Genomic DNA, 24887 nt, shown 5'->3' on the forward strand with positions numbered 1-24887 from the left:
GGGTGCGCCGACAGCGGTCGCCGGTCGACCGGCGACCGGCGGTTATCGGCCGGTCCCCGGGCAGGTCACGCCCCAGCGGACCGTTTCAGCGCACGACCGCCGTCGTGATCACTCCGCCCGTGGTGCGGGCCACCAGGAAGGACTCTCCGCGCAGGGCGCGCTCGTCCAGCGGGATGCGGTGCGGGCCGGGGTCGAGGACCGTGTCCAGGACCTCCTGGGTGTGGACGCGGTGCAGCCGGTCCAGCCGGTACGCGGTGAGCCGGACGCGGCAGGTCGCGCCGACCGCGAGCCGGGCCTCGTCCGGGGAGGCGGAGAGGTAGGTGAGCCGGCGCTGGCCCGGCGGTGTGCGGTCCAGGGCCTGTTCCAGCTGGGCCACCAGGAGCGGGGTGATGGGGGCCAGGCCCGTCACGTACACGGGGTGCGCGTGGGCGCGTCCGAACGCGGCGCGCACCGCCGCGCGTTCGGCCTCCGGGACCGCGCGGCCGAAGGCGACCGCCCCGTAGGCGGCGAGCTCCTCCGGGATCGCGTCGGTCACGTCGTGGGCGATGTCCGCGCCGATGCCGATCGAGCGCAGGGCCGCCGCGAGCTTGCCGAGGACGGCCGCGCGGGCCCCTACCAGCAGGACCCGGCGCCGGGGCGGCTCGTCGCGGAGCAGCCGCTCCAGGGCCGCTCTGTACTCCTCGGCGCGGAAGCGGAACGGGCCTATCCCGTGGTAGCCGTTGAGCGGCAGATCGGGTACGGGCCCGGTCTGCCAGGCGAAGTCCCGCCAGACGATGTCGTCGCCGGAGCGCTCGATGATCGCGGTGACCGCGCCGCACGCCAGGTCCTCGCACTCCGGGCAGGCATAGACCACGAACCGCCCGTCGGCCAGCGGCGGTTCGGTCTCCAGGAGCAGGCTGCGCACCTGGGCGCCGAGGATGGCGGGCGGCACGTCCGCCGCGAGCGGGGACACGGCGTCCAGGTCGGCGAGTTGGAGCAGCAGCGGCCGGCCGTCGACGACGAAGTCCATGAAGTCGCGGTGCAGCTGGGGAGAACCGGCCCCCGCGACGTCGCCTGCCCGCATCGCGGGGGCGAGTGCGAAGGTCGCGTACGCGGCAGACATGTCCTGAGTATTCCCCTCTGCGGCTGTTCCGAGCACGGCGTCGCCCATTCCGCTACCGTCCCGCCATGAGCGAGCGGATGATCGTGCTGGGTGGCGGAGTCATCGGTCTGACCACGGCGGTGGTCCTGGCGGAGTCGGGCCGCCACGTGCGGGTGTGGAGCCGGGATCCGGTCGGGGAGACGACGTCGGCGGTGGCGGGGGCGCTGTGGTGGCCGTACCGCATCGAGCCCGCCGGGCGCGTCGGCGACTGGGCGCTCGCCTCCCTGCGGGTGTACGAGGAGCTGGCCGCCGATCCCGGGCGGACCGGGGTGCGGCTCGTCGAGGGGCTGCAGTCGGGCATCCGGCTCTCCGAGCTGGGGCCGTGGGCGGCCGGGGTGGACGGGCTGCACCAGGCTCCGGACGGGGTGCGCGCCCGGATACCGCTGATCGACATGCCGGTGCACCTGGCCTGGCTGCGCGGGCGTCTGGAGGCGGCGGGCGGGACCGTGGAGATACGCGAGCTCGGCTCGTTGCCCGACGACGCGCCGGTCGTGGTCAACTGCACGGGCCTGGGCGCCCGTTCGCTCGTGCCCGACCCCGGGGTGCGGCCGGTGCGCGGTCAGTTGGTGGTCGTCGAGAACCCCGGTGTGACCGAGTGGTACACCTCCGTCGACCACTCCTCCCCCGACACGACCTACTTCTTCCCCCAGCCCTACGGGCTGCTGCTGGGCGGCACCGCGCAGAACGACGCGTGGGACCTCGTCCCGGACCCGCGCGTGGCCGAGGAGATCGTGGCGCGGTGCGCACGGGTGCGTCCCGAGATCGCCGGAGCGCGGGTGCTCGCCCACCGGGTGGGGCTGCGGCCGGTGCGGGACGCGGGGGTGCGGATCGGGGCGGAGACCACCGCGTCCGGCGGTCTGCTGGTGCACAACTACGGGCACGGCGGCGCCGGGGTCACCGTCGCCTGGGGGTGTGCGCGGGAGGCGGCCGCACTGGCCGCCTCCCGCACTCCCCTCCGGTGAGAACCCGTCTCGGCGGCGCCGTCTCAGCAGCGCGGCACGGGTTCGGCCGCCGTCAGCCCGTACTGCGCACGGGCGTCGAGCAGCAGGGGCACGAGCGCCCGCAGCGGCTGGCGCAGCGGGACGAACGCGCCGTCACCGGACCGCCTCGCCCGGATGCCGTGCAGGGCGAGCCGGTCCTTGACCTCGGCGTACTGGACGGCGGTGAGGCGGTAGCCGCAGGGCGGGTCGGTGAGGGTCTGCTCGGGCTTGGCGGGCTCGTTGTCCGCGCCGCCGAGGTAGACCGGCCCGCGGTCGCGGTATCCGGCCAACCGGGCGGCCGTGGTGGCCGCCTCGACGGCACCTCTGCGCTCGGCCGTGAAGCTCAGCAGTCCGCGCAGCCCGCTCAGCTGGGAGACCACCCGGCGCCGGTTGTTGAGCGCCGGGTCGGCCTTCTCGGTGTCGCTGGCCGCATCCACGCGGCTCTCGATGAGCAGGCCCACGGCGTGTTTGACGCCCGCCGCGTTGCGCAGGATCCGCTCCTGCCCGTCGCCCGCGACCTGTTTGACCGGCTCGCCGGTGACGGGGTCGGTCCAGATGCCGTAGGTGCCGGTGGAGAAGCCGTCCGCGCGGGCGGCCTCCCGTACGTACGCGCTCGACAGCGTCCGGGCCTCCTCGTGCACCGCCGGGGCGGTGTTGAGGTTGCGCGGCCACAGGTCGAACAGGTCCTTGTCGTAGTACTTGGGCGTGGCGCTGTACTCGTGCAGGTCGTAGACGACGTCGGGCTGTTCGTCGCGCAGGACGGCGGCCACGGCCCGTGCCTCGGGCGTCTTGAGGGCGATGTGGTCGCGGTTGATGTCGAATCCGTCGGCGTTGACGCGGGTGTCGGCGGCCCGGCCGTCCGGGTTGGCGGTCGGCACGACGTAGAGCGTGGTGTGCGCCAGGAGCCGCCGGGTCGCCCGGTCCTTCGCGTAGGCGAGGTCGCGGACGGTGGCCAGACAGGCCTCGCGTCCGGCCGGCTCGTCGCCGTGCTGGCTGCACACCAGCAGGACGCGGTTCGCGGTGTGCCCGGTGCCGACGCGCACGAGCTGGAGCGGGCGGCCCTGGGTGGTGGTGCCGATGCGCAGGACCGAGGCTTCGGTGCTGCCCTGGGCGACGGCCGCGAGGAAGTCCTGCTCCTCGCGCTCGCCTGTCCAGCGCGCCCCGGCGCTCACCTCGAAGCCGGTACGCGGCGGGCTCGCGGTGGCCCGCGCCGGGACCGTCACCAGGGGCACGGCGAGCGCGGCCCCGGTGACGCCGAGGAGCAGGGTGCGGCCTCTCATCGCGCCTCCGGGACCGGGCGGAGCAGGTGCGGGGCCTCGACGCCGGCCGGGTGCGGGACCCGCGGCGCGATCTGGTGCGGGGTGGTGGACGTGGCCCGCCAGAACGCCCCCGTACCGCCGAGGAGCGGCAGCTTCGCCGAGGTGCGGGCGAGGTCGAGGGTGAGGGTGGGGCGGCTCGCGGGCGGGTCGATGAGGTCCTTGTCGGTGCCCGCGACGATCAGCGCGAGGCGGTGGCCGGCCGGGACGACGTGGTCGGTGGCGTGCAGGTCGAGGGTGATCGTGTACGGCTTGCCCGGGGTGAGCGGCTGCCCGGTGCCGCCCGCGTAGTTGCCGAGGTCGGCCCAGCCGCGGCTGAACACGGTGTAGTCGACGGCCTTGGTGTCGGCCGACGTCACCTTGAAGCAGGCGCTGTCCCCGGCCGTGCTCGCGCCCCAGCAGGTGCGCGCGGTGCCGGTGAGGATGCCCTCGCCGTCGCCGCCGTAGTTGCGGATGGTGTCGGGGCCCAGGTCGACCAGGACCGCCGAGAGGTGGGCGCTGGTGGTGGTCGGGGTCGCGGTGACGGTCACCGTCGAGGAGCCGGACAGGCGCAGGTCGGCGCCGAGCGGCCGGGTCACGAACCCGGCCTTCTCCGGGGTGGACTTGTCCACGGCGGCGGACCAGCTCCCCTCGTCCAGCTGGGGGTTGTCGGTGAACGTCTCGGTCGCGCCGGCGGGCGCCGGGTTCAGGGCGAGGCCGCCGACGCCGGGCGCGGAGCCGCTGACCGGGCGCAGCACGGTGTCACGGGTGCCGGACGGGGGCCAGGTGCGGTCGGTGGACCACTGGTCGGGGTGGCGCTCGATGTCGGCCATCGGCCGGCGCTCTATGCCGTTGTCGTAGCCGAGGAGGTAGTGGTCGAACCACTTGTGGAGGGTGGGGACCCAGTCGGCGCGGCGGTAGTCGAAGGGGTCGACGTGCCCGGTCTGGGAGAGCCAGATCTTGCGCTCGACGCCCCGCGCCGCCAGCGCGTCCCACCACTGGCCGAAGTTCTTGGTCCGTACGTTCAGGTCCTGCATGCCGTGCACCACGAAGACGCTCGCCTTGACGTCGCCCGCGTCGGCCACGTAGTCGCGCGCGCTCCACAGCGGCGTCCAGTCGCCGGTGCGCGGCGCCCCGTCGACCAGCCGCTGCTGTACGGCGCCGCAGTGGGCCCGCGCCTCGGGGCTCTCGACCGCGTTGGAGAGCCAGTCGGGCCCGGAGTCGTAGAGCGGGGCGCCCTTGGCGAAGTAGTAGTCGTACCAGGAGGAGATGGCGCTGATCGGGACGATGGTCTTGAGGCCGTCGACGCCGGTGGCGGCCACGCCGTTGGCTATGGTGCCGTCCCAGCTCTTGCCGATCATGCCGGTGCGGCCGTTGGTCCAGCCCGCGTTCGCCCGCTGGCCGCCGGTCCGCGTGGTGTAGGCGCGGGCGCGGCCGTTGAGCCAGTCGACGACCGCCTTGGCGGACTGGATGTCGGACGGGCCTCCGATGTCGACACAGCCGTCCGAGCGATTGGTTCCGGCCAGGTCGACGCCGACGAAGGCGTAGCCGCGCGGCACGAAGTAGTTGTCGTAGAAGAGCGGCATCTGGACGACGTTGCCCTGGGCGTCGTACGTCTTGAGCTGGTGCTCGTTGCCGCGCCCGCAGCAGGAGTAGTACGGCGAGGCGTCCATGATGACCGGAACCTTGCGGCCCCGGCTCGCGGGCTCGCGGGGGCGGACTATGTCGACGGCGACCCGGTCGCCCCTGCCGTCGCCGTCCTCGTCGAGCCGGGTGTCGACCCAGACGGACTCGCGTATCGCGTTCTCGTACGAGTAGACGGGCGTGCTCTCCCCGGCGCGGGCCGCCTGGGCGCCCGCCGGGGAGAGGAACAGGGCTGTCAGGGCGGCCGCGGCCGCCACCACGAGCAGGCGCGCCCAACCGGGCGACCGGAGCGATCTGAACCTTGTGCGGCTGGACCGCGCAGGAATCGGCATGGGCGGACGGTACTCCCGTCAACTCCCGTGCAAAAGGGGGCATGCACGGTCCGAAAGTGCTCCTGGACGAGCAGGTCAACATGTCGGCGCAATGGCGATCGTGTGACAGGAGGGGCCATGGACATGGCCTGCCCGGCGGGCGCTGAATAGGCTCCGAAGAGATCGTTCACCCCGACGACTTGGAGCACTCGTGCACCGCAGAATCCTCGCCCCGAGCGTGCTCGCCGCGTCCTTGCTGCTGGCGATCCCGGCATCCGCGACCGACTTCACCCCGGGCGCCCCGGGTATCGGCGACCCCTACTACCCGAGCAGCGGCAATGGCGGTTACGACGTTTCCCACTACGACCTGAGACTGAAGTACCAGCCCGCCACCGACCTCCTGGAGGGCACGGCGACGATCCTGGCCACCACCACGCAGAACCTCTCCCGCTTCAACCTCGACTTCGGGCTCGCGGTGAGCGAGGTCAGGGTCAACGGCACCAAGGCGAAGTACGCCAGGACCGGCACCCAGGAGCTGGAGATCACCCCGGCCGCGCCGCTCGCCAAGGGCAAGTCGGTCTCGGTGGTGGTGAAGTACGCGGGCAAGCCGTCCGAGCTGAGCATCGACGGGTACACCGCCTGGCACCGCACCCCGGACGGCGGGGTGGCGGCGCAGGAGCCCGACTCGGCCGTGTGGTGGTTCCCGTCCAACGACCACCCGCTGGACAAGGCCACGTACGACGTGTCGGTGCTCGTGCCGGACGGCACCCAGGCGATCAGCAACGGCACGCTCCAGTCGCAGAGTTCCAAGCTCGGCTGGACCCGCTACAACTGGCGCTCCAACAAGCCGCAGGCCACCTATCTGGCGACGCTCGCGGTCGGCAAGTTCGACATCACCACCGACACCACCGCCAACGGGCTGCCGGTCATCAACGCGTACAGCAAGGACCTCGGCGACAACGACGGCGCCGCGCGCGCCAGCATCGAGCGCACCAAGGAGGTCACCGAGTGGCTGAGTGACGTGTTCGGCCCGTATCCGTTCAACTCGGTCGGCGGCTATGTGCCGAACGTGACCTCCGGCTTCGCCCTGGAGACCCAGACGCGGCCGTACTACAGCCCCAAGCAGTTCGCGAACGGCGCCAACGTCTCGGTGGTCGTCCACGAGCTGGCCCACCAGTGGTACGGCGACAGCGTCTCGGTGGACGGCTGGAAGGACATCTGGAACAACGAGGGCTTCGCCCGCTACGCCCAGTGGCTGTGGTCGGAGAAGGAGGGCGAGGGCACCGCGCAGGAGCTCGCGGACTACGTGTACGCGCAGCACCCGGCCGACGACGCGTTCTGGAAGGTGAAGCCGGGCGACCCGGGCGCGGAGAACCAGTTCGACCTCGCCGTCTACGACCGGGGCGCGCTCGCCCTCCAGGCGCTGCGCAACGCGGTCGGCGACAAGACCTTCTTCGCCCTCCTGAAGGGCTGGCCGACGGCCCACCAGTACGGCAACGCCAACGTGGGCGACTTCGTGCGGTACGCCGAGAAGGTCTCCGGCAAGCCGCTCGCCGGGCTCTTCGACACCTGGCTGTACCAGCCCGTGAAGCCCGCCGCCCCGGCCGCCAAGAAGGCGAAGCTGGTGGCCGGTTCGGCCGGTGCGGCGGTGACGCAGCCGAAGTCCTGGAAGAAGATCGCGGCGACCAACGAGATCCACGACCACCACTGAGCGCTCCGCCGGCGATGTGGTGATTCGGCTGCGGGCCGTCTGTGGCTGGTCGCGCAGTTCCCCGCGCCCCTTGAGGGGCGCGGGGTCCACAGCCGCATAAGCTGTACGCGGCACACCGCCGCCGCGCACGAGGAGCACCCGCCTTGACCGTGCAGCACCCCGGGTCCCGCCCCACCCTGGAAGCCGTCGCCGCGCGCGCCGGCGTCTCGCGGGCCACGGCCTCCCGGGTCGTCAACGGCGGCGCGGGGGTGCGGCCGCCGCTCGTCGACAAGGTGCGCCGGGCGGTCGAGGAGCTGGGGTACGTCCCCAACCACGCGGCCCGGACCCTGGTCACCCGCCGCACCGGCGCCGTCGCGGTGATCATCCCCGAGCCGGAGATCAGGATCTTCTCCGACCCGTTCTTCTCGCAGCAGATCCGGGGCATCAGCAGGGAACTCACCGCGCACGACACGCAGTTGGTGCTGCTCCTGGTGGAGGGGCCGGGCGACTACGACCGGATCGCGCGCTATCTCGCGGGCGGCCACGTCGACGGCGCGCTCGCCTTCTCGCTGCACACCGACGACCCGCTGCCCGCGATCGCCCGCAGGACGGGGATGCCGACGGTGTACGGGGGCCGTCCGGGCTGGCCGACGACACCGGGTGAGCAGCCCGTCCCGTACGTGGACGCCGACAACCGGGGCGGCGCGCGGCAGGCCGTACGCCGTCTGCTCTCGCTCGGCCGCACCCGTATCGCCCACATCGCGGGCCCGCGCGACCAGACGTCCGCGACGGACCGGCTCGACGGGTTCCACGACGTGCTGCCCGACGCCGATCCGGAGCTGATCGAGGACGGCGCCTTCACGGCGGAGAGCGGGGCCCGCGCGATGGCCCGGCTGCTGGAGCGCCGCCCGGACCTGGACGCGGTGTTCGCCGCGAACGACCTGATGGCGTCGGGCGCCCTGCGGGTGCTGCGCGAGCACGGGCGCCGGGTGCCCGAGGACGTGGCCCTGGTCGGCTTCGACGACATGCGCGGAGTGGCCGAGACGACAGACCCGCCGCTGACCACGGTCCGCCAGGACATCGAGGGGATGGGCCGGCTGATGGCCCGGCTGCTGCTGCGGGGCCTGGGCGAGGGGGCGGCGGACGTGCCGACGCCGGTGATCACGGAGACGGCGCTGGTGCACCGGGCTTCGGCCTGAGGGTGTCGGTGGGTCTCGGTCAGCGCCGGTGCCGCGCCCTGGCCTCCCGGGCGAGCGGGAGGTAGCGCAGCCGCTCGGGCAGTGCGGGCACGACGGCCCGCACCACGCGGCCGAACCGGCGCAGCTTCCGCTCCTGCGCGTCGGTCCACTCAAGGCCGAGCGCGTCGCGCGCGTCCGGCGGCAGGAACCCGACGGTCACGAACCGCCGGAAGCGGGATATTCGCGGCAGCAGCACCGGCCAGCACAGCCGGAGCAGCAGCCGGACGGGCAGCGGGCCCCGGTCGGGCGCCGGGACCTTCGCGTCGACGGATACCAGCTCCTCGACGACCGCGTTCGAGGCGATCTCGTCGCCCAGCATCTTGCGGTAGTACGGCCAGAACTCCTCGATGGTCCCCGGCATGTCCCGGTCGTGGATGCCGAGTATGCGTCCCACCTGGAGCCACTCCGCGTACAGCTGCCGCTCCTGGGCCTCGGTGAGGGGGCGGTTCAGATACTTCTGGGAGTGGGCGAAGACGGGGTAGCCGGTGGCGTGCACCCAGGCGTAGTTGGCCGGGGTCAGGGCGTGGTAGGGGCGGCCCCGGGTGTCGGTGCCCTGGATGGTCCGGTGCAGCCGGCGCAGCCGCCGCCCCTCCTCGGCGGCCGCCTCGCCGCCGTACACCCAGAGCTGGAGGGAGCGCAGGGAGCGCTCGCCGCGCCCCCAGGGGTCGGTCCGGAACACGGAGTGCTCGTCGACCCCGGCGCCGACGGCCGGGTGCGCGACCTGGAGGGTGAGGGCGGCGGGCAGCGTGAGCAGCATCCGCACGTCGCCGGCGAGGCTCCACAGGACACCGCCGGGCGGAGGCGGGGCGGGGGCGGACGGCGTACGACTTTCGATCATGTATTCAGGGATATCAGATAACAGATGACACATTCTCCCCACTGTCATCCGGCGTCCCGGCTCCAAGATCGCCCGCTCGTTACGGCTCCGGCAAGAAATGCGCCACCGAACGGTTACCCCGAAGTAACTGTGGCTGATTTGATGTGCGCGCCAGTCCAACCCCCCACTCCACTCTCGGGAGTTCCAGTGCCGCACTCCGCGCTTCGCCGTGTCCCCGGCGCGGCCCTCGCCACCGCGCTCGCCGCAGCCGCGCTGGCCGCCGCCACCCCGTCCGCCTCGGCCGCCACCGCCGCTGCGGACGCGCCCCGGCTGAAGGTCCTGACGTACAACACGTTCATGATGAGCACCAACCTGTACCCGAACTGGGGCCAGGAGCACCGTGCCCAGGCGATACCCGCCGCGTCCTTCTTCCAGGGCAACGACGTCGTCGTCCTCCAGGAGGCGTTCGACAACACCACGTCGGACGCGCTGAAGCGGAACGCCGCCGCCCAGTACCCGTACCAGACGCCGGTCGTCGGCCGGAGCAAGGACGGCTGGGACGCCACCGGCGGCTCGTACTCCTCGACCACCCCCGAGGACGGCGGCGTCGCCGTGCTCAGCAAGTGGCCGATCGTCCGCAAGGAGCAGGTGATCTTCAAGGACGCCTGCGGCGCCGACTGGTGGTCCAACAAGGGCATCGCGTACGTCGTCCTCGACGTCAACGGCACCAAGGTGCACGTCGTGGGCACCCACCTCCAGTCCACCGACTCCGGCTGCGGTGCGGGCGAGGCGGCCAAGGACCGCTCGCTCCAGCTCAAGGCGATCAAGTCGTTCCTGGACGCCAAGAACATCCCGGCGAACGAGGAGGTCATGCTCGCCGGTGACCTCAACGTCGACTCGCACAGCTCCGAGTACGCCTCGATGCTCACCGACGGCGGCCTGGTCGCGGCGGACTCGCGCACCGGCCACACCTACTCGTTCGACACCGTCGACAACTCGATCGCCGCCTACCGCTACCCCGGTGAGGCGCGCGAGGACCTCGACTACGTGCTGCACTACCAGGGGCACGCGCGTCCGTCCGGCTGGAACAACGACGTCGTCAAGGAGCAGTCCGCGCCCTGGACGGTGAGCAGCTGGGGCAAGAGCTACACGTACACCAACCTCTCCGACCACTACCCGCTGGTCGCGGGCGGCTGAGCCGGCGGGGCGGCCCGTTCCCCGGGTGGGTGACAACAGTGGTGAGACAGCAATACTGTTGCATCGCAGTCCGCGCACCCGGGGAAACGAGGCACCGCCATGGCGACGGAGACCGAGGAGCCGACCCTGACGGTCGACGAACTGGCCGCGCGGGCCGGGGTCACCGTGCGCACCATCCGTTTCTACAGCACGCGCGGCCTGCTGCCGCCCCCCGCGATCGGGCCGCGCCGCGTCGGCCACTACGGCCCGGCGCACCTGTCCCGGCTGGCGCTGATCGAGGAGTTGCAGCACCACGGGATGACGCTCGCCGCGATCGAGCGCTATCTGGAGCAGCTGCCGGCCGACCTCAGCGCGCACGACCTGGCCATCCACCGTGCCGTGGTCGCCTCCTGGGCGCCGGACGCGGCCGAGGAGGCGACCCGGGCCGAGCTGGAGCGGCGGGCCGGGCGGGCCCTTTCCGACACGGACCTCGACCGGCTGGCCGCGATGAGCGTCCTTGAGCGGACCGAGGGGAAGGCCGACGCGTTCCTGGTCGACCCGGGCCTGCTCGCCCTCGGGGTGCAGCTCCTGGACGTGCCGATCGCGCACGAGACGATCCTGGCGGCGCGGACCGTGCTGCTCGAACACACCCGCTCGGCCGCGCACGAGCTGACGCGGCTGTTCCGGGACGAGGTGTGGAACCCGTACCGGGAGCGGGAGTCGGACCCCGACCACGTGGCGGCGATGCGGTCGCTGTCGGCCCATATGCAGCCCATGGTGGTGCAGGCGCTGGTCACCGCGTTCCAGCGCTCGCTCAAGGAGGAGCTGCGGGCGGCGTTCCGCGCGGAGGCGGAATAGCGGAACGAGGGGCCGGGGACATCGTCCCCGGCCCCTCACCCCTCGCTCACGCGTCGGCGAACTTCTCGCCCTTCTCCGCCTTCTCCACCAGCAGCGCGGGCGGCAGGAACCGGTCGCCGTAGCGCTCGGCCAGCTCGCGGGCGCGCGCCACGAAGCCGGGCAGACCGCCCTCGTAACCGTTGATGTACTGGATCACGCCGCCGGTCCACGCCGGGAAGCCGATGCCCATGATGGAGCCGATGTTGGCGTCGGCGACCGAGGTGAGCACGCCCTCCTCGAAGAGGCGGACGGTGTCGAGCGACTCGGCGAAGAGCATCCGCTCCTTCATGTCCTCGAAGGGGACCTCCGCGCCGGGCTTGCCGAAGTGCTCGCGCAGCCCGGGCCAGAGCCGGACCCGCTTGCCGTCCCCGTCGTACTCGTAGAAGCCCGCGCCGCCGCTGCGGCCGGGGCGGCCGAACTCGTCGACCATGCGGTCGATGACCGCGTCCGCCGGGTGGCCGGGCCAGACACCGCCCGCCTCCTCGACCGCCCGCCGCGTCTCGTCGCGGATCTTGCGGGGCAGGGTGAGGGTCAGCTCGTCCATCAGCGAGAGCACCTTGGCGGGGTAGCCCGCCTGGCCCGCCGCCTGCTCGATCGACGCGGGCTCGACGCCCTCGCCGAGCATCGCGACGCCCTCGTTGATGAACTGGCCGATGACCCGCGAGGTGAAGAAGCCGCGCGAGTCGTTGACCACGATCGGGGTCTTCTTGATCTGGCGGACCAGGTCGAAGGCGCGGGCCAGCGCCTCATCGCCGGTGCGCTCGCCCTTGATGATCTCGACGAGCGGCATCTTGTCGACGGGCGAGAAGAAGTGCAGCCCGATGAAGTCGGCCTGGCGCGAGACGCCCTCGGCGAGGCCGGTGATCGGCAGGGTCGAGGTGTTGGAGCAGAGCAGCGCGTCCGGCTCGACGATGTCCTGGATCTCCTGGAACACCTTGTGCTTGAGCTCGGTGTTCTCGAAGACCGCCTCGATCACCGCGTCGCAGCCCGCCAGGTCCTGCGGGGTGGCGGTGGGAGTGATCCGCGCGAGCAGCTCGTCGCGCTTGGCCTCGGTGGTGCGGCCCCGCGAGAGCGCCTTGGCGAGGAGCTTCTCCGAGTACGCCTTCCCCTTCTGCGCGGCCTCCAGCGAGACGTCCTTGAGGACGACCTCGATGCCGGCGCGGGCGCACGAGTACGCGATGCCCGCGCCCATCATGCCGGCGCCGAGGACGGCGACCTTGCGGACCGGGCGCGGCTCGATGCCCTTGGGGCGGTTGGCGCCGGAGTTGACGGCCTGGAGGTCGAAGAAGAACGCCTGGATCATGTTCTTCGCGGTCTGGCCGGTGACCAGCTCGGTGAAGTAGCGGGCCTCGATGGTCAGCGCGGTCTCGAAGTCGACCTGGGAGCCCTCGACGGCGGCCGCGAGGATGTTGCGCGGGGCCGGGTAGGGGGCGCCGTTCAGCTGCTTCTTCAAGTTGGCCGGGAAGGCCGGGAGGTTGGCGGCGAACTTCGGGTTCGACGGGGTGCCGCCCGGGATCCGGTAGCCCTTGACGTCCCAGGGCTGCTGGGACTCGGGGTGGGCGTCGATGAACGCGCGGGCCTTGGCGAGCATCTCCTCGGGCGTCGCCGCGACCTCGTGCACCAGGCCGTTCTCCAGCGCCCGCTGCGGGGAGTACTGGGTGCCCTGGAGCAGCACCTTCAGGAGCGCGTCCGCGATGCCCATCAGCCGTACGGTACGGGTCACGCCGCCGCCCGCCGGGAGCAGGCCGAGCGTCACCTCGGGCAGGCCGATCTTGGAGCCGGGGGCGTCGAGCGCGATGCGGTGGTGGCTGGCGAGCGCGATCTCGTAACCGCCGCCGAGCGCCGCGCCGTTGATGGCGGCGACGACCGGCTTGCCCAGGGTCTCGATGCGGCGCAGCGAGTGCTTGATGGCGGTGCCGGTGTCGAAGGCCTGCTGGGCGTTCTCCGGGCCGACCCGGATCATGTCCTTGAGGTCGCCGCCCGCGAAGAACGTCTTCTTGGCGGAGGTGTAGACGATGCCCCGGATGGAGTCCTTCTCGGCCTCGGCGCGGTCGGCGATCGCCGCGATGGAGTCCTTGAAGGCCTGGTTCATGGTGTTGGCGGACTGGTTGGGGTCGTCGAGGACGAGGGTGACGACGCCGGTCTCGTCCTGTTCCCAGCGGATGGTCGTGCTCTCGGTCATTGCTGCTGCTCCGTAAGAGAAGGTGTGCCGGGACGGACGGTCAGAGACGCTCGACGACGGTGGCGATGCCCATCCCGCCGCCCACGCACAGCGTGGCGAGGCCGTAGCGCTGGTCGCGGCGCTCCAGCTCGTCGACGAGCGTGCCGAGGATCATCGCGCCGGTGGCGCCCAGCGGGTGGCCCAGGGCGATGGCGCCGCCGTTGACGTTGATCTTGTCGAGCGAGAGGCCCATGTCCCGGGCGAAGCGCAGCACCACTCCGGCGAACGCCTCGTTGATCTCGACGAGGTCGATGTCGTCGATGGTGAGCCCGGCCTTGGCGAGCGCCTTGCGGGTGGCGGGGGCGGGGCCGGTGAGCATGATGGTGGGCTCGGAGCCGGAGACGGCCGCCGAAACGATGCGGGCGCGCGGGGTGAGGCCGTAGCGCTCGCCGACCTCGCGCGAGCCGATGGCGACCAGGGCGGCGCCGTCGACGATGCCGGAGGAGTTGCCCGCGTGGTGGACGTGGTCGATCTTCTCCACCCAGTGGTACTTCTGGAGCGCCACCGCGTCGAAGCCGCCCATGTCGCCGATGGCGGCGAACGACGGCTTCAGGGCGGCCAGCGAGTCGGCGGTGGTGCCGGGGCGCATGTGCTCGTCGTGGTCGAGGACGACCAGGCCATTGCGGTCCTTCACGGGGACGACGGACCGGGCGAAGCGGCCGTCCTTCCAGGCCTCGGCGGCCCGCTCCTGGGAGAGCGCCGCGTACTCGTCGACGTCGCGCCGGGAGAAGCCCTCGATCGTGGCGATGAGGTCGGCGCCGATGCCCTGCGGGGCGAAGTTGGTGTCGAAGTTGGTCATCGGGTCGGCGAACCAGGCACCGCCGTCCGAGGCCATCGGCACCCGCGACATCGACTCGACGCCGCCCGCGAGCACCAGGTCCTCCCAGCCCGAACGGACCTTGGCGGCGGCCAGGTTGACCGCTTCCAGGCCCGAGGCACAGAAGCGGTTCTCCTGGACCCCGGCGACGGTGTCCGGCAGCCCGGCGGCGATCGCCGCGATCCGGGCGATGTCGGAGCCCTGGTCGCCGACCGGGCCGACCACGCCGAGGACGATGTCGTCGATCGCCGCCGGGTCGAGGTCGGGGAAGCGCCCCCGGATCTCGTGGATCAGCCCGACGACGAGGTCGATCGGCTTGGTGCCGTGCAGGGAGCCGTTGGCCTTGCCCCGGCCGCGCGGGGTGCGGATCGCGTCGTACACATACGCTTCGGTGCTCACTGAAAAGCCTTTCAAGGAGGGTTAGCCGAGCAGGGAACGACCGATGATCTCCTTCATGATCTCGGTGGTCCCGCCGTAGATGGTCTGGATGCGTCCGTCCGTGAAAGCCCTGGCGACGCGGTACTCGCTCATGTAGCCGTAGCCGCCGTGCAGTTGCAGACAGCGGTCGGCGGTGCGCTTCTGGAGCTCGGTGGCCCACCACTTGGCCATCGAGGCGTGCACGGCGTCGAGCTCCCCGTTCGAGTGATCCACGATGCAGCGGTCGAGGAACGAACGGGTGACGGCGCACTCGGTGGCGATCTCGGCGATCTCGAAGCGGATGTGCTGCTTGGTGGCCAGCGGCCGCCCGAAGGCCTCGCGCTCCTTCACGTACTGCGTGGTGATCTCGAGGAGGTGTTCGGCGGCGGCGATCCCGGCGACGGCGATGGCCATCCGCTCCTGCGCCAGGTTGGTCATCAGGTGGACGAAAGCGCCGTCGAGCTCGCCGAGCAGGTTCTCCTTGGGGACCCGTACGTCGGTGAAGAACAGCTCGGCCGTGTCCTGGGACTTCTGGCCGATCTTGTCGAGGTTGCGGCCGCGCTCGAAGCCCTCCATGCCCCGCTCGACCACGAGCAGCGAGAGCCCGTGGGCGCCGCCCTCCGGCGTGGTCTTCGCGACGACGATCACCAGGTCCGCGAGGATGCCGTTGGAGATGAACGTCTTGGAGCCGTTGAGCAGCCAGTGGTCGCCCTTGTCCTCGGCGTGCGTGGCGATGCCCTGGAGGTCGGATCCGGCGCCGGGCTCGGTCATGGCGATCGCCGTGATCAGGGAGCCGTCGCAGAAGCCCGGCAGCCAGCGCCGCTTCTGCTCCTCGGTGGCGAGCCCGGTCAGATACGGCCCGATGATGTCGTTGTGCAGCCCGAGCGCGAGGCCCGCCGCGCCCGCCCGGGTGAACTCCTCGGCGAGCACCGCGCTGTAGCGGAAGTCGGCGTTGCCGCCGCCCCCGTACTCCTCGTCCACCGCGAGCCCGAGCAGCCCCTGGCGCCCGGCGGCCAGCCAGGCCTCGCGCGAGACGATGCCGTCCTTCTCCCACTGGTCGTAGTGCGGCAGGACCTCCTTGGCGAGGAAGGTGCGGACGGTCTCGCGGAAGGCGTCGTGCTCGGCGGTGAAGATCTGCCGCTTCAACGGTCGTTCTCCTCTGTGGACTTGGCGTTCCGGTCCCCGGCGAGCTCCGGCACGCCCCAGTCGCGGGCGACCTCTGCGGTGTCGGCGCCGGGCAGGGCGGGTGGACGGCGGACGGAGCCGGGGGTGGCCGAGAACCGGGGCGCGGGCGCCGGCTGGGTGAGCCCGCCGTGCTCGACGAAGGTGGCGCGGGCGGCCAGCTGGGGGTGGGCGGGCGCCTCGCGCAGCGAGAGCACGGGCGCCACGCACGCGTCCGACCCCTCGAAGACGGCCGTCCACTCCTCGCGCGTACGGGTGCGGAACCGCTCGGCGATGGCGCTCCGCAGCTCCTCCCACCGGGCCAGGTCCTTACGGGCCGGGGCGATGGCGTCGAGGCCCAGGAGACGGATGAACTCGTCGTAGAACTGCTGCTCAAGGGAGCCGACCGCCATGTACTGGCCGTCGGAGGTCTCGTAGGTGCCGTAGAACGGGCAGCCGCCGTCGAGCAGGTTGGCGCCGCGCCGGTCCTGCCAGCCGCCGGCCGCCATCATGCCGTGGATCATGGTGGCGAGGTGGGCGGCGCCGTCCACGATCGCGGCGTCCACGACCTGCCCCTCCCCCGCCGTCCGGGCGTGCTGGAGGGCGGCCAGGACGCCGACGACGAGGTAGAGCGAGCCACCCGCGTAGTCGCCCACGAGGTTGGCGGGGACGGTCGGCCCCTCGTCCGGCTTGCCGATCATGCCGAGGGTGCCGGTGACGGCGATGTACGCGATGTCGTGTCCGGCGCGGGCGGCGAGCGGGCCGTCCTGGCCCCAGCCGGTCATCCGTCCGTAGACCAGCTTCGGGTTGCGGGCCAGGCACTCCTGGGGCCCGACGCCGAGGCGCTCGGCGACGCCGGGGCGGTAGCCCTCGACGAGGATGTCGGCCCGTTCGACCAGGTCGAGGACGCGGCGGGGGCCGTCCTCGGACTTCAGGTCGATCAGCACGGAGCGCTTGTTGCGGTTGGTCAGGTCGTACGCGGGGTCGACGGCCAGGCCCGCGCCGCCCGGGCGGTCGACCCTGACCACGTCGGCGCCGAGGTCGGCCAGGAGCATCGCGGCGAACGGGCCGGGCCCGATCCCCGCCAGCTCGACCACGCGCACCCCGGTGAGCGGGCCGTTCCCTGAACCTGTCATCGAGCCCCCAGCACTGTGACACAACTGATGTAACATCAGTGATGCTAAGAACACGTTCCACTTCGCACAAGCCCCTTGCGCGAGCAAGCGCTTGGTTTTTACCGAGTGGTACGCCAGTGTTCCACCGGCCCGGCTCAGCCGCCGTCGAGCTCCGCGATCAGCTTCTTCGGGGCGATCGCCCGATAGCTCTCCTCCACCCACTCGCAGAGCAGATCCGCCCTGGGCGCGCCCTTCTCGGCGAGCGGCACCTGCACCCAGCCCGACTTGCCCAGGCCGTACCCGGACGGCTGGGCGCCCGGTGAGGTCAGGGCGTGCGCGTGCGTGGCGTCGTCCGTCAGCTTGACGCCCATGCCCAGCGGATAGCTGCCGTCGTCGACACCGAGGAAGACGAAGATCTTCTTGTTGACCTTGACCACGGTCTCGCCCCAGGGGTGCTCCTCGACGGCCCCCGGCAGCCCCAGGGCAAACGCCCGCACCTTCTCCCATTTCGCCAGCGCGGCCTTCGGCGGTGCTCCCATGTCCGTCCTCCTTGATCACCCGCGACACCGCTTCTCACGCTAGCCTCAGCCACCGACAACGGCGCGGGAGCGCGGCCGGGGCAGAAGCGGAGGGGACCCCCTTGGAACGGTCAGAGCGGTCGGAGCAGTCGGAGCGTTCGGCGGAGCAGGAGGCGCGGCCGTACGACATCGTTCTGTTCGGGGCGACGGGGTTCGTGGGCACGCTCACGGCGGAGTACCTGGCCGCGCACGCGCCGCAGGGGTGCCGCTGGGCGCTGGCCGGGCGGTCGGCCGCCAAGCTGGAGCGGCTGCGCGAGAGGCTGGCCGCGATCGACCCGGCGTGCGCCTCGCTCCCCCTGGTCACCGCGGACTCCGCCGACCCCGAGTCGCTGCGCGCGCTCGCCGAGTCCGCGCGGGTGGTGGCCACCACGGTCGGCCCGTACGTCTGGTACGGCGAGGGCCTGGTCGCCGCGTGCGCCGAGGCGGGGACCGACTACCTCGATCTGACCGGCGAGCCGGAGTTCGTGGACACGATGTACGTACGCCACGACGCGCGCGCCCGGGAGACCGGCGCGCGCCTGGTGCACGCCTGCGGGTTCGACTCGGTGCCGTGCGACCTGGGTGTGTACTACACCGTCCAGCGGCTGCCCGAGGGCGTGCCGCTGCGCGTGGACGGCTTCGTACGGTCCAACGCGATGTTCTCCGGCGGCACCCTGGCCTCCGCGATCACCGCGATGGGGCGCGGGCCGCAGCAGTTGCGGGCGGCCCGGGAGCGGCGGCTGCACGAGCCCCGGCTCGTGGGGCGCCGGGCCCGGGCCCCGCTGGGCACGCCGCACTTCAGCCGCGAGACCGGCGCGTGGGCGCTGCCGCTGCCGGTCCTCGACCCGGTGGTGGTGGCCCGCTCGGCCTCGGCGAGCGCCCGCTACGGGCCCGACTTCCGCTACCGCCACTTCGCGGCCGTACGGCGGCTGCCGCTCGCGCTGGGCGCGGTGGCCGGGGCGGGCGCGGCGTTCGGCGTGGCCCAAGTGCCCGCCGCGCGGCGGTTCCTGATCAACCGTTACGAGCCGGGCACGGGCCCTGACCAAGAGCGGCGCGACCGGAGCTGGTTCTCCCTGCGGTTCGTTGGGGAGGGTGGTGGGCGGCGGGTGTTCACCGAGGTGTCGGGGGGTGACCCCGGGTATGACGAGACGGCGAAGATCCTGGCGGAGGGGGCGCTCAGTCTGGCCTTCGACGATCTGCCGTCTGCGGCAGGCCAGTTGACTACCGTCACGGCGATGGGGGATGCGCTGCTTGCCCGGATCCAGAAAGCAGGCATCCGCTTCCGCGTGGCCGACGCGCGTTGAGCGCATCGCGGGGCGCGGTTGTTCGGCTGCGGACCGTGCTGGGCTGGTCGCGCAGTTCCCCGCGCCCCTAAAGGGGCGCACGCCGCATCGCGTCAACAAGCCCGGCCAGTACGACTACACCGGCCGCAGCGCGTTGCGAAGCGCCTCCCTGCACAGCGCGTCCGCCCTGCGCGTCGACTCCGGCAGGCGGTAGCGCGGGGTCAGGCTCAGGACGTGGGCGCAGGCGTTGTCCAGGGTCACCCGGTGGCCGACGGAGACGAACACCGGCTTGACGGCGTCCCGGGTGCGCAGCGCCCGGCCGACCTCCTCGCCCGGCCCGGCCAGCAGCGGCGACGCCTCGCCGCGCCGGGTGCCCGGCTGCTCGTACGCGAAGGTGAACGGGTTCTTGGCGACGCCGATCACCGGGAGCCCGGTGAGCACGCCGAGGTGGGAGGCGAGGCCGAAGCGGCGCGGGTGGGCCAGCCCGTACCCGTCGCAGACCACCAGGCCGGGGCCGGTGGTCAGCGCGCCGAGGGCCGCCAGGACCGTGGGGATCTCCCGGAAGGCGAGCAGCCCGGGCACGTACGGGAAGGCGACCCGGCCCACGGCGGTGGACTCCTCGACGACCTCCAGGGTGGCCGCGTCCAGGACGACGGCGGCCGCCGCGACGACGTCCCGCTCGTCGTCGTACGCCACGTCCACGCCCGTGACAAGACCGGTGCCGGGCGGCGGGCCGGGCTCGTCGAGCACGACCCGGCCGCGCAGTTCGTCCTGCACGGCCAGCGCCCGCGCCTCGTCGGCGGGCCAGCCCTCGGGGATCTCCGTCAGCGTCACCATGCCCCTCACCCTAGACGCGGGCCGGAGTAGCCTGACGATCATGTTCATACTGGACCTGACCTACACCGCCCCCATCGAGCGCGTCGACGAGCTGCTCGCCGAGCACGTCGGCTGGCTGAACGGGCAGTACGAAGCCGGAGTGTTCATCGCCTCCGGACGCAAGGAGCCCCGCGAGGGCGGGGTCATCCTGGCCGTCGGGGACGACCGCGCGGCGATCGAGAAGATCGCGGCGACCGACCCCTTCAGCGTCAACGGCGTCTGCGCGTACCGGATCACCGAGTTCTTCGCGACCAAGGTCGCCCCCGAACTCGCCTCCTTCCGGCAGGATTTGCCCGCCTAAGCGCTCCGCTGGAGGTGCGTGATGCTTTGGCTGCGGACCGTGCGTGGCTGGTCGCGCAGTTCCCCGCGCCCCTGGTGGGCCCGCGGTAGCGCATGGCACTTCCACAAGTCCGCTCAGTCGGCCAGCCTGGCCACCCGGCCCTTCTCGCCCGCCGCCCAGCAGCCGCGGTCGGGCGCGCAGTCCACCGTGTCGTACGAGCCGGTGTCGACGGTGTGCCAGGTGCGGCCGCCGTCGGTGGTGGTGTCGGTGCCGGTGGGGCCCACCGCGAGCGCGGCCGAGCGGCTGTGCGGCAGCCAGGCGACGCCGGAGCGGTAGGCCGCGACCGGAGTCGCCGCCGGGAGCCAGCTGCGGCCGCCGTTCCCGGTGGCCTCGGACGCCCGGGGCGAAGGCTGTCCGGCCCGGTAGTCGCCGCCGACCGCGATCCCGTGCGTACGGTCGCGGAAGGCGAGGCCGAAGACGCCGCGCGCCGGGTCCCCGGCCGGGATCGTCGACGCGGCGGCCGTCCAGGTCAGGCCGCGGTCGGCGGAGTGCAGGACGCGCGCGGTGGCGGCGCCGCCGGTGGCCAGCCACACGTCGTGCGGCCCGGAGCTCACCAGGCACTGGCCGCTCGCCGCGAAGGACGCCTCGCCGGGCTGCGCGTCCGGCATCCCGGTGTTCGGCAGCACCTTCCAGGAGCGGCCGCCGTCGGCGGTGGACAGGATGCGGTACCTGCCGTCGACCGGGTCGCTCACCGCCAGGCCGTGGCGGTGGTCGAAGAAGGTGAGGCAGTCGTAGAACGCCTTGGGGTCCAAGTTACGGAACGACTCTTTCCAGGTGGTGCCGCCGTCCTCGGTCCGGTAGACCCGGGACGCCTCGCCCTCGCCGATCGCGAGCACCACGGCCCGCCGGCCGTCGAAGGCCTCCACATCCCGGAACTCCAGCCCGCCCGCGCCCGGAGGCGAGACATCGCGCCAGTTGCGCCCGCCGTCGGTGGTCCGCAGCACCGTGCCCTTCGTGCCGGCCACCCACGCGGTGGTCCGGCTCACCGCCGCGAGCCCCCTGAACCGGGCGTCCGTACCGGTCTGCGTCAGCTGCCAGGACGGTGCCGGGCGGCCCTCGCCGTGACCCCGCGCCTGGGCCGGTGCGGTCAGCGCGGCCGCCAGCGCCACCCCGCCGAGCCCCACCGACAGCATGCGTCTCGTCTTCCCCATGGGCTTCATGGCGCTGGAAGCTAGCCGACCCCGGGAAGGGAGTCCAGAGGGCGAAATTCGACCGTATCGACATCAATCAGGAGTCCGTTGAGCACCGCGCAGGACCGAGCGGTGACGCACCGGTAAGTGACGCACACGTAGCGATCAGGTGACACAGCTCACCCTCCGCTCGTGTGCACGCAACCGCGTCTTCTGCCGTCTTCGTGAACAGCAGGAAGAGAAGCACCCGGTCGTGAGGTTAGGGGAACAGGGCGTTGTCCACTGTCATCGAGCAAGCCGTCGAGGCCCGCCTGATCGCGTCCGACCCGCGGGTGCAGACCGTCCCCGCGACGCTGAGCTACGACCGCGAGGACCCGTTCGCCGTACGGATGGTCTTCCCCGCGCCCGCCACCCTCGAAGGGGTGGAGGTCTGCTGGGCGTTCGCACGCGAACTCCTCGAAGCGGGGGTGGACACCTCGGCGGGGATGGGTGACGTGCGGGTGAGGCCGTACGGCTTCGACCGCACGGTCGTGGAGTTCCACGCCCCGGAGGGCACCGCGATGGTGCACATCCGCACCTCCGAGGTGCGCCGCTTCCTCAAGCGCACCCAGCTGCTGGTGCCCGCCGGCCACGAGCACCACTACCTCGACCTCGACGGGGACCTCACCGCGCTGCTGCGCGACGCGCGCTGACCGCGGCCCGCCGCCGCGCCGATCGACCGCGTGCCGTAAATCGTTTGCACGCCGTCGGCGTCACGTCGTACGTTCATCTCGGCCCTGTTGTCGTCGATCGGAGTAGGACGTTGCTCGTCTGAGGCACCTGAGACACCGTTTCGCGCACTCCCTTCCGTGTCGCGCGCGCGGTGTGACCTGCCTCCGAGCCGTCCTCCACGACCAGGGCCTCTTTTCTTTTCCCGTGCTGCCCTGACACCGGTGTCTCAGTTCCCGTTGCCCCCGCCCTTCCCCGCAACCGGGAGACATCCATGTCTGCTTACTCCGCGTCGTCGACGCACATCAGCTGTTCCGACCTCTCCTTCGCCTGGCCCGACGGCACCTCGGTGTTCGACGGCTTCCAGCTGGCCGTCGGCCCCGGCCGCACCGGTCTGATCGGCCTCAACGGCTCCGGAAAGTCCACGCTGTTGCGCCTGCTCGCCGGTGAACTCGCCCCGGCCGGCGGCCGGGTGGCCACGGCGGGCGAGATCGGCTATCTGCCGCAGAACCTGACCCTGGCCACCGGTATGCGCGTCGACGAGGCCCTCGGGATCGACCGGGTGCGGGCCGCGCTGCACGCCATCGAGGCGGGCGACACCCGCGAGGAGCACTTCACGGCGGTCGGCGACGACTGGGACGTGGAGGAGCGGGCCCGGGCGGCGCTCGGACAGCTCGGCCTCGACGCCGTCGGTCTCGACCGGACCATCGGGGAGCTCTCCGGCGGCGAGTCGGTGCTGCTGCGCCTGGCCGCGCTGCTGCTGCGCCGACCCGACGTCCTGCTGCTCGACGAGCCGACCAACAACCTGGATCTGCAGGCCCGTCGGCGGCTCTACGACGCGGTCGCGTCCTGGTCCGGAGTGATGGTCGTGGTGAGCCACGACCGCGAACTCCTGGACCGGGTGGACCAGATCGCGGATCTGCGCGACGGCGGGGTCTCCTGGTACGGCGGCAACTTCTCGGCGTACGAGGAGGCGCTGGCCGTGGAGCAGGAGGCGGCCGAGCGGATGGTGCGCACCGCCGAGGCCGACGTCCAGCGGCAGAAGCGCGAACTCTCGGACGCCAACGTCAAGTTGGCCCGGCGCCAGCGGTTCGCCCAGAAGAGCTACGAGAACAAGCGGGTGCCGAAGATCGTCGCCAACGGCCGCAGGAGCGAGGCCCAGGTGTCGGCGGGCAAGCACCGCATCCTCCACACCGAGCGCCTGGCCCAGGCGCGGGACCGGCTCAACGAGGCCGTCGACGCGGTCCGGGACGACGACGAGATCCGCGTCGAGCTCCCGTACACCAAGGTCCATCCGGGCCAGGGCGTCCTGACCCTGCGTGAGCTCCGGTTGCCGTACGCGGACCGGGCGTTGGGCAGTCTGGAGATCCACGGGCCGGAGCGGATCGCGCTCGTCGGCCGCAACGGGGCCGGCAAGACGACCCTGCTGCGGGCGCTCGCCGGGCAGCTCGCACCGGCGGCCGGCGAGGCGGTGGCGCACGTGCCGCTGCGGTTCCTGCCGCAGCGCCTCGACGTGCTGGACGACGAGCTGAGCGTGGTGGAGAACGTGGCGCGGTACGCACCCGGCGCCACCGGCAACGCGATCCGGGCGCGGCTCGCCCGCTTCCTGTTCAAGGGGGCCCGGGCCGACCGCCCGGCCGGAACCCTCTCGGGGGGCGAGCGCTTCCGGGCCTCGCTCGCCGCGCTGCTGCTCGCCGAGCCCGCGCCCAAGCTGCTGATGCTGGACGAGCCGACGAACAACCTGGACATGGCGAGCGTGCGGCGGCTCACCGACGCGCTGGCGGCCTTCGAGGGGGCGCTGATCGTGGCGAGCCACGACGTGCCGTTCCTGGAGTCGATCGGGGTCACCCGGTGGCTGCTGCTCGACGGCGAGCTGCGCGACACGACGGCCGAGGAGGTGCGGGAGGGCAGCTGAGGATGTCTGACTTGCCTCCCACTGCCCCGCTATGACCTGGGCAGATAACGGAGAGTAGTCGGGTGGGAGGGGGACGGGACTTGGCTGGGGCTTACTGCGCGCTTAACCTACGGTCTCGTAACCTACGTAGGCGTAGGTAACCCGTCCCCCTCCCCGTCCCCCTGGAGCACCCTCGTGACGATCACCTCTCCCCACCTCGGCAGTGCGGACGTGTGGACCGACGCCCGACTGCTGTACGCGCTGGAGGAGGTCGTCGAGAAGGAGCTCAACCGGCATCTCAAGGTGGCCAAGGACTGGATGCCGCACGACTACGTGCCGTGGTCGGACGCGCGCAACTTCCCCGGCCTCTTCGAGGACGGCGAGGCCTGGGAGCCGCAGCAGTCCAAGGTCACGGACATAGGCAAGATCGCGCTCGTGGTGAACCTCCTCACCGAGGACAACCTCCCCAGTTACCACCACGAGATCGCGAGCCTCTTCGGGCGCGACGGCGCCTGGGGCACCTGGGTGCACCGCTGGACCGCCGAGGAGGGCCGGCACGGCATCGTGATGCGCGACTACCTGCTCGCCTCGCGCGCCGTGGACCCGGACAAGCTGGAGCAGTTCCGCATGGCGCACATGGCGGAGGGCTTCGAGTCCGACAACCGGCACTCGATGCTGCACTCCGTCGCGTACGTCGCCTTCCAGGAGCTGGCCACCCGCATCTCGCACCGCAACACCGGCCACCAGTCGGGCGACCCGGTCTGCGACCGCATGCTGGCGCGGATCGCGACCGACGAGAACCTGCACATGGTCTTCTACCGCAACCTGCTCGGCGCGGCCTTCGAGCTCGCACCCGACCTGACCATGCAGGCGGTACGCGACGTGGTCGTCGGCTTCCGGATGCCCGGCCACGGCATGCCCGGCTTCGAGCGGGCCGCCGCGCAGATGGCGATCGGCGAGATCTACAACCTGCGCATCCACCACGACGACGTGCTCCAGCCCGTGCTGCGCTATCTGAAGGTCCTGGACATCGACGGGCTCGGCCCGGAGGGTCTCAAGGCGCAGGAGGAGCTCGGTCTGTACATGGGCGGGCTCGACTCGGAGGCGAGCAAGTTCGACGAGAAGCTCGCCGCGCGCAAGGCCCGGATGCTGGCCCGCGGCAAGGCCTGAGCCCACCCC

21 protein-coding genes are annotated in these 24887 nt (G+C 72.1%); 10 read left to right on the forward strand and 11 right to left on the reverse strand.

Going from position 1 to position 24887, the window contains the following annotated elements; genetic code table 11:
- Positions 1-85 precede the first annotated feature (85 nt).
- Positions 86-1102: an oxidoreductase gene (locus QIY60_RS00555; protein ID WP_283140563.1), complete on the reverse strand. Its 1017-nt coding sequence runs from the start codon at positions 1100-1102 to the stop codon at positions 86-88.
- Positions 1103-1167: 65 nt separating this feature from the next.
- On the opposite strand from QIY60_RS00555, the gene QIY60_RS00560 reads away from it, so the two are divergent.
- The gene (locus tag QIY60_RS00560; protein WP_283140564.1) at positions 1168-2103 is read left to right on the forward strand and encodes an FAD-dependent oxidoreductase; all 936 of its coding nucleotides are present in this window, start codon (positions 1168-1170) and stop codon (positions 2101-2103) included.
- A 23-nt stretch (positions 2104-2126) separates the two neighbouring features.
- Here QIY60_RS00560 and QIY60_RS00565 read toward each other — a convergent pair whose 3' ends face one another.
- Positions 2127-3401 (reverse strand): M14 family metallocarboxypeptidase, encoded by a 1275-nt coding sequence (locus tag QIY60_RS00565; RefSeq protein ID WP_283140565.1) that lies wholly within the window; start codon positions 3399-3401, stop codon positions 2127-2129.
- A complete protein-coding gene (locus QIY60_RS00570) occupies positions 3398-5392 on the reverse strand; it encodes a Xaa-Pro dipeptidyl-peptidase (RefSeq protein WP_283140566.1) in 1995 nt (664 codons plus the stop codon). Before QIY60_RS00570 ends, QIY60_RS00565 begins: the two co-directional genes overlap by 4 nt.
- Before the next feature lie 190 nt (positions 5393-5582).
- Here QIY60_RS00570 and QIY60_RS00575 point away from each other — a divergent pair, with 190 nt between their 5' ends.
- The gene (locus QIY60_RS00575) at positions 5583-7082 is read left to right on the forward strand and encodes a M1 family metallopeptidase (protein WP_283140567.1); all 1500 of its coding nucleotides are present in this window, start codon (positions 5583-5585) and stop codon (positions 7080-7082) included.
- Between the two features lie 143 nt (positions 7083-7225).
- On the forward strand, positions 7226-8260 hold the full coding sequence (locus tag QIY60_RS00580; protein WP_283140568.1) for a LacI family DNA-binding transcriptional regulator: 1035 nt from the start codon (positions 7226-7228) through the stop codon (positions 8258-8260).
- Positions 8261-8279: 19 nt separating this feature from the next.
- On the opposite strand, the gene QIY60_RS00585 is transcribed toward QIY60_RS00580, so the two are convergent.
- A complete protein-coding gene (locus QIY60_RS00585) occupies positions 8280-9137 on the reverse strand; it encodes an oxygenase MpaB family protein (protein ID WP_283140569.1) in 858 nt (285 codons plus the stop codon).
- A gap of 186 nt (positions 9138-9323) precedes the next feature.
- On the opposite strand from QIY60_RS00585, the gene sph reads away from it, so the two are divergent.
- Together sph and QIY60_RS00595 are read left to right on the forward strand one after the other, a co-directional pair.
- Positions 9324-10313 (forward strand): sphingomyelin phosphodiesterase, encoded by a 990-nt coding sequence (gene sph, locus QIY60_RS00590; protein WP_283140570.1) that lies wholly within the window; start codon positions 9324-9326, stop codon positions 10311-10313.
- Between the two features lie 99 nt (positions 10314-10412).
- Positions 10413-11150, forward strand: coding sequence for a MerR family transcriptional regulator (locus tag QIY60_RS00595; protein WP_283140571.1), 738 nt, complete (start codon positions 10413-10415; stop codon positions 11148-11150).
- 46 nt (positions 11151-11196) lie between these two features.
- On the opposite strand, the gene QIY60_RS00600 is transcribed toward QIY60_RS00595, so the two are convergent.
- The 5 genes from QIY60_RS00600 to QIY60_RS00620 form a co-directional block, all read right to left on the reverse strand.
- Complete coding sequence (locus tag QIY60_RS00600; RefSeq protein ID WP_283140572.1) at positions 11197-13371, reverse strand: 3-hydroxyacyl-CoA dehydrogenase NAD-binding domain-containing protein; 2175 nt, start codon at positions 13369-13371, stop codon at positions 11197-11199.
- A 40-nt stretch (positions 13372-13411) separates the two neighbouring features.
- Complete coding sequence (locus QIY60_RS00605; protein ID WP_283140573.1) at positions 13412-14626, reverse strand: acetyl-CoA C-acetyltransferase; 1215 nt, start codon at positions 14624-14626, stop codon at positions 13412-13414.
- A gap of 21 nt (positions 14627-14647) precedes the next feature.
- On the reverse strand, positions 14648-15790 hold the full coding sequence (locus tag QIY60_RS00610) for an acyl-CoA dehydrogenase family protein (RefSeq protein ID WP_283140574.1): 1143 nt from the start codon (positions 15788-15790) through the stop codon (positions 14648-14650).
- Positions 15787-16977, reverse strand: coding sequence for a CaiB/BaiF CoA-transferase family protein (locus QIY60_RS00615; protein WP_283140575.1), 1191 nt, complete (start codon positions 16975-16977; stop codon positions 15787-15789). The genes QIY60_RS00610 and QIY60_RS00615 overlap by 4 nt, the downstream gene beginning before the upstream one ends.
- 98 nt (positions 16978-17075) lie before the next feature.
- On the reverse strand, positions 17076-17459 hold the full coding sequence (locus tag QIY60_RS00620; protein WP_283140576.1) for an MmcQ/YjbR family DNA-binding protein: 384 nt from the start codon (positions 17457-17459) through the stop codon (positions 17076-17078).
- 101 nt (positions 17460-17560) lie between these two features.
- Here QIY60_RS00620 and QIY60_RS00625 point away from each other — a divergent pair, with 101 nt between their 5' ends.
- The gene (locus QIY60_RS00625) at positions 17561-18781 is read left to right on the forward strand and encodes a saccharopine dehydrogenase NADP-binding domain-containing protein (protein ID WP_283140577.1); all 1221 of its coding nucleotides are present in this window, start codon (positions 17561-17563) and stop codon (positions 18779-18781) included.
- 114 nt (positions 18782-18895) lie between these two features.
- Here QIY60_RS00625 and QIY60_RS00630 read toward each other — a convergent pair whose 3' ends face one another.
- Entirely contained in the window at positions 18896-19597 is a 702-nt protein-coding gene (locus QIY60_RS00630) for an endonuclease V (RefSeq protein ID WP_283140578.1), read from the reverse strand.
- A 40-nt stretch (positions 19598-19637) separates the two neighbouring features.
- Between QIY60_RS00630 and QIY60_RS00635 the strand changes: the two genes are divergently transcribed.
- Positions 19638-19937, forward strand: a complete 300-nt coding sequence (locus tag QIY60_RS00635) for a YciI family protein (RefSeq protein ID WP_283140579.1) — start codon at positions 19638-19640, stop codon at positions 19935-19937.
- Positions 19938-20050: 113 nt separating this feature from the next.
- Here QIY60_RS00635 and QIY60_RS00640 read toward each other — a convergent pair whose 3' ends face one another.
- A complete protein-coding gene (locus QIY60_RS00640; protein WP_283140580.1) occupies positions 20051-21136 on the reverse strand; it encodes an oxidoreductase in 1086 nt (361 codons plus the stop codon).
- 245 nt (positions 21137-21381) lie between these two features.
- Between QIY60_RS00640 and QIY60_RS00645 the strand changes: the two genes are divergently transcribed.
- From QIY60_RS00645 to QIY60_RS00655, 3 genes are all read left to right on the forward strand, one after another.
- Entirely contained in the window at positions 21382-21798 is a 417-nt protein-coding gene (locus QIY60_RS00645; RefSeq protein ID WP_283140581.1) for an SsgA family sporulation/cell division regulator, read from the forward strand.
- A 290-nt stretch (positions 21799-22088) separates the two neighbouring features.
- Positions 22089-23729, forward strand: coding sequence for an ABC-F family ATP-binding cassette domain-containing protein (locus QIY60_RS00650; protein WP_283140582.1), 1641 nt, complete (start codon positions 22089-22091; stop codon positions 23727-23729).
- A 174-nt stretch (positions 23730-23903) separates the two neighbouring features.
- Entirely contained in the window at positions 23904-24878 is a 975-nt protein-coding gene (locus QIY60_RS00655; protein ID WP_283140583.1) for an acyl-ACP desaturase, read from the forward strand.
- Positions 24879-24887: the final 9 nt, after the last annotated feature.

Origin of the sequence: Streptomyces sp. BPTC-684 (assembly GCF_030028635.1) — a bacterium.
In the GTDB taxonomy this organism is placed as follows: Bacteria; Actinomycetota; Actinomycetes; order Streptomycetales; family Streptomycetaceae; genus Streptomyces; species Streptomyces noboritoensis.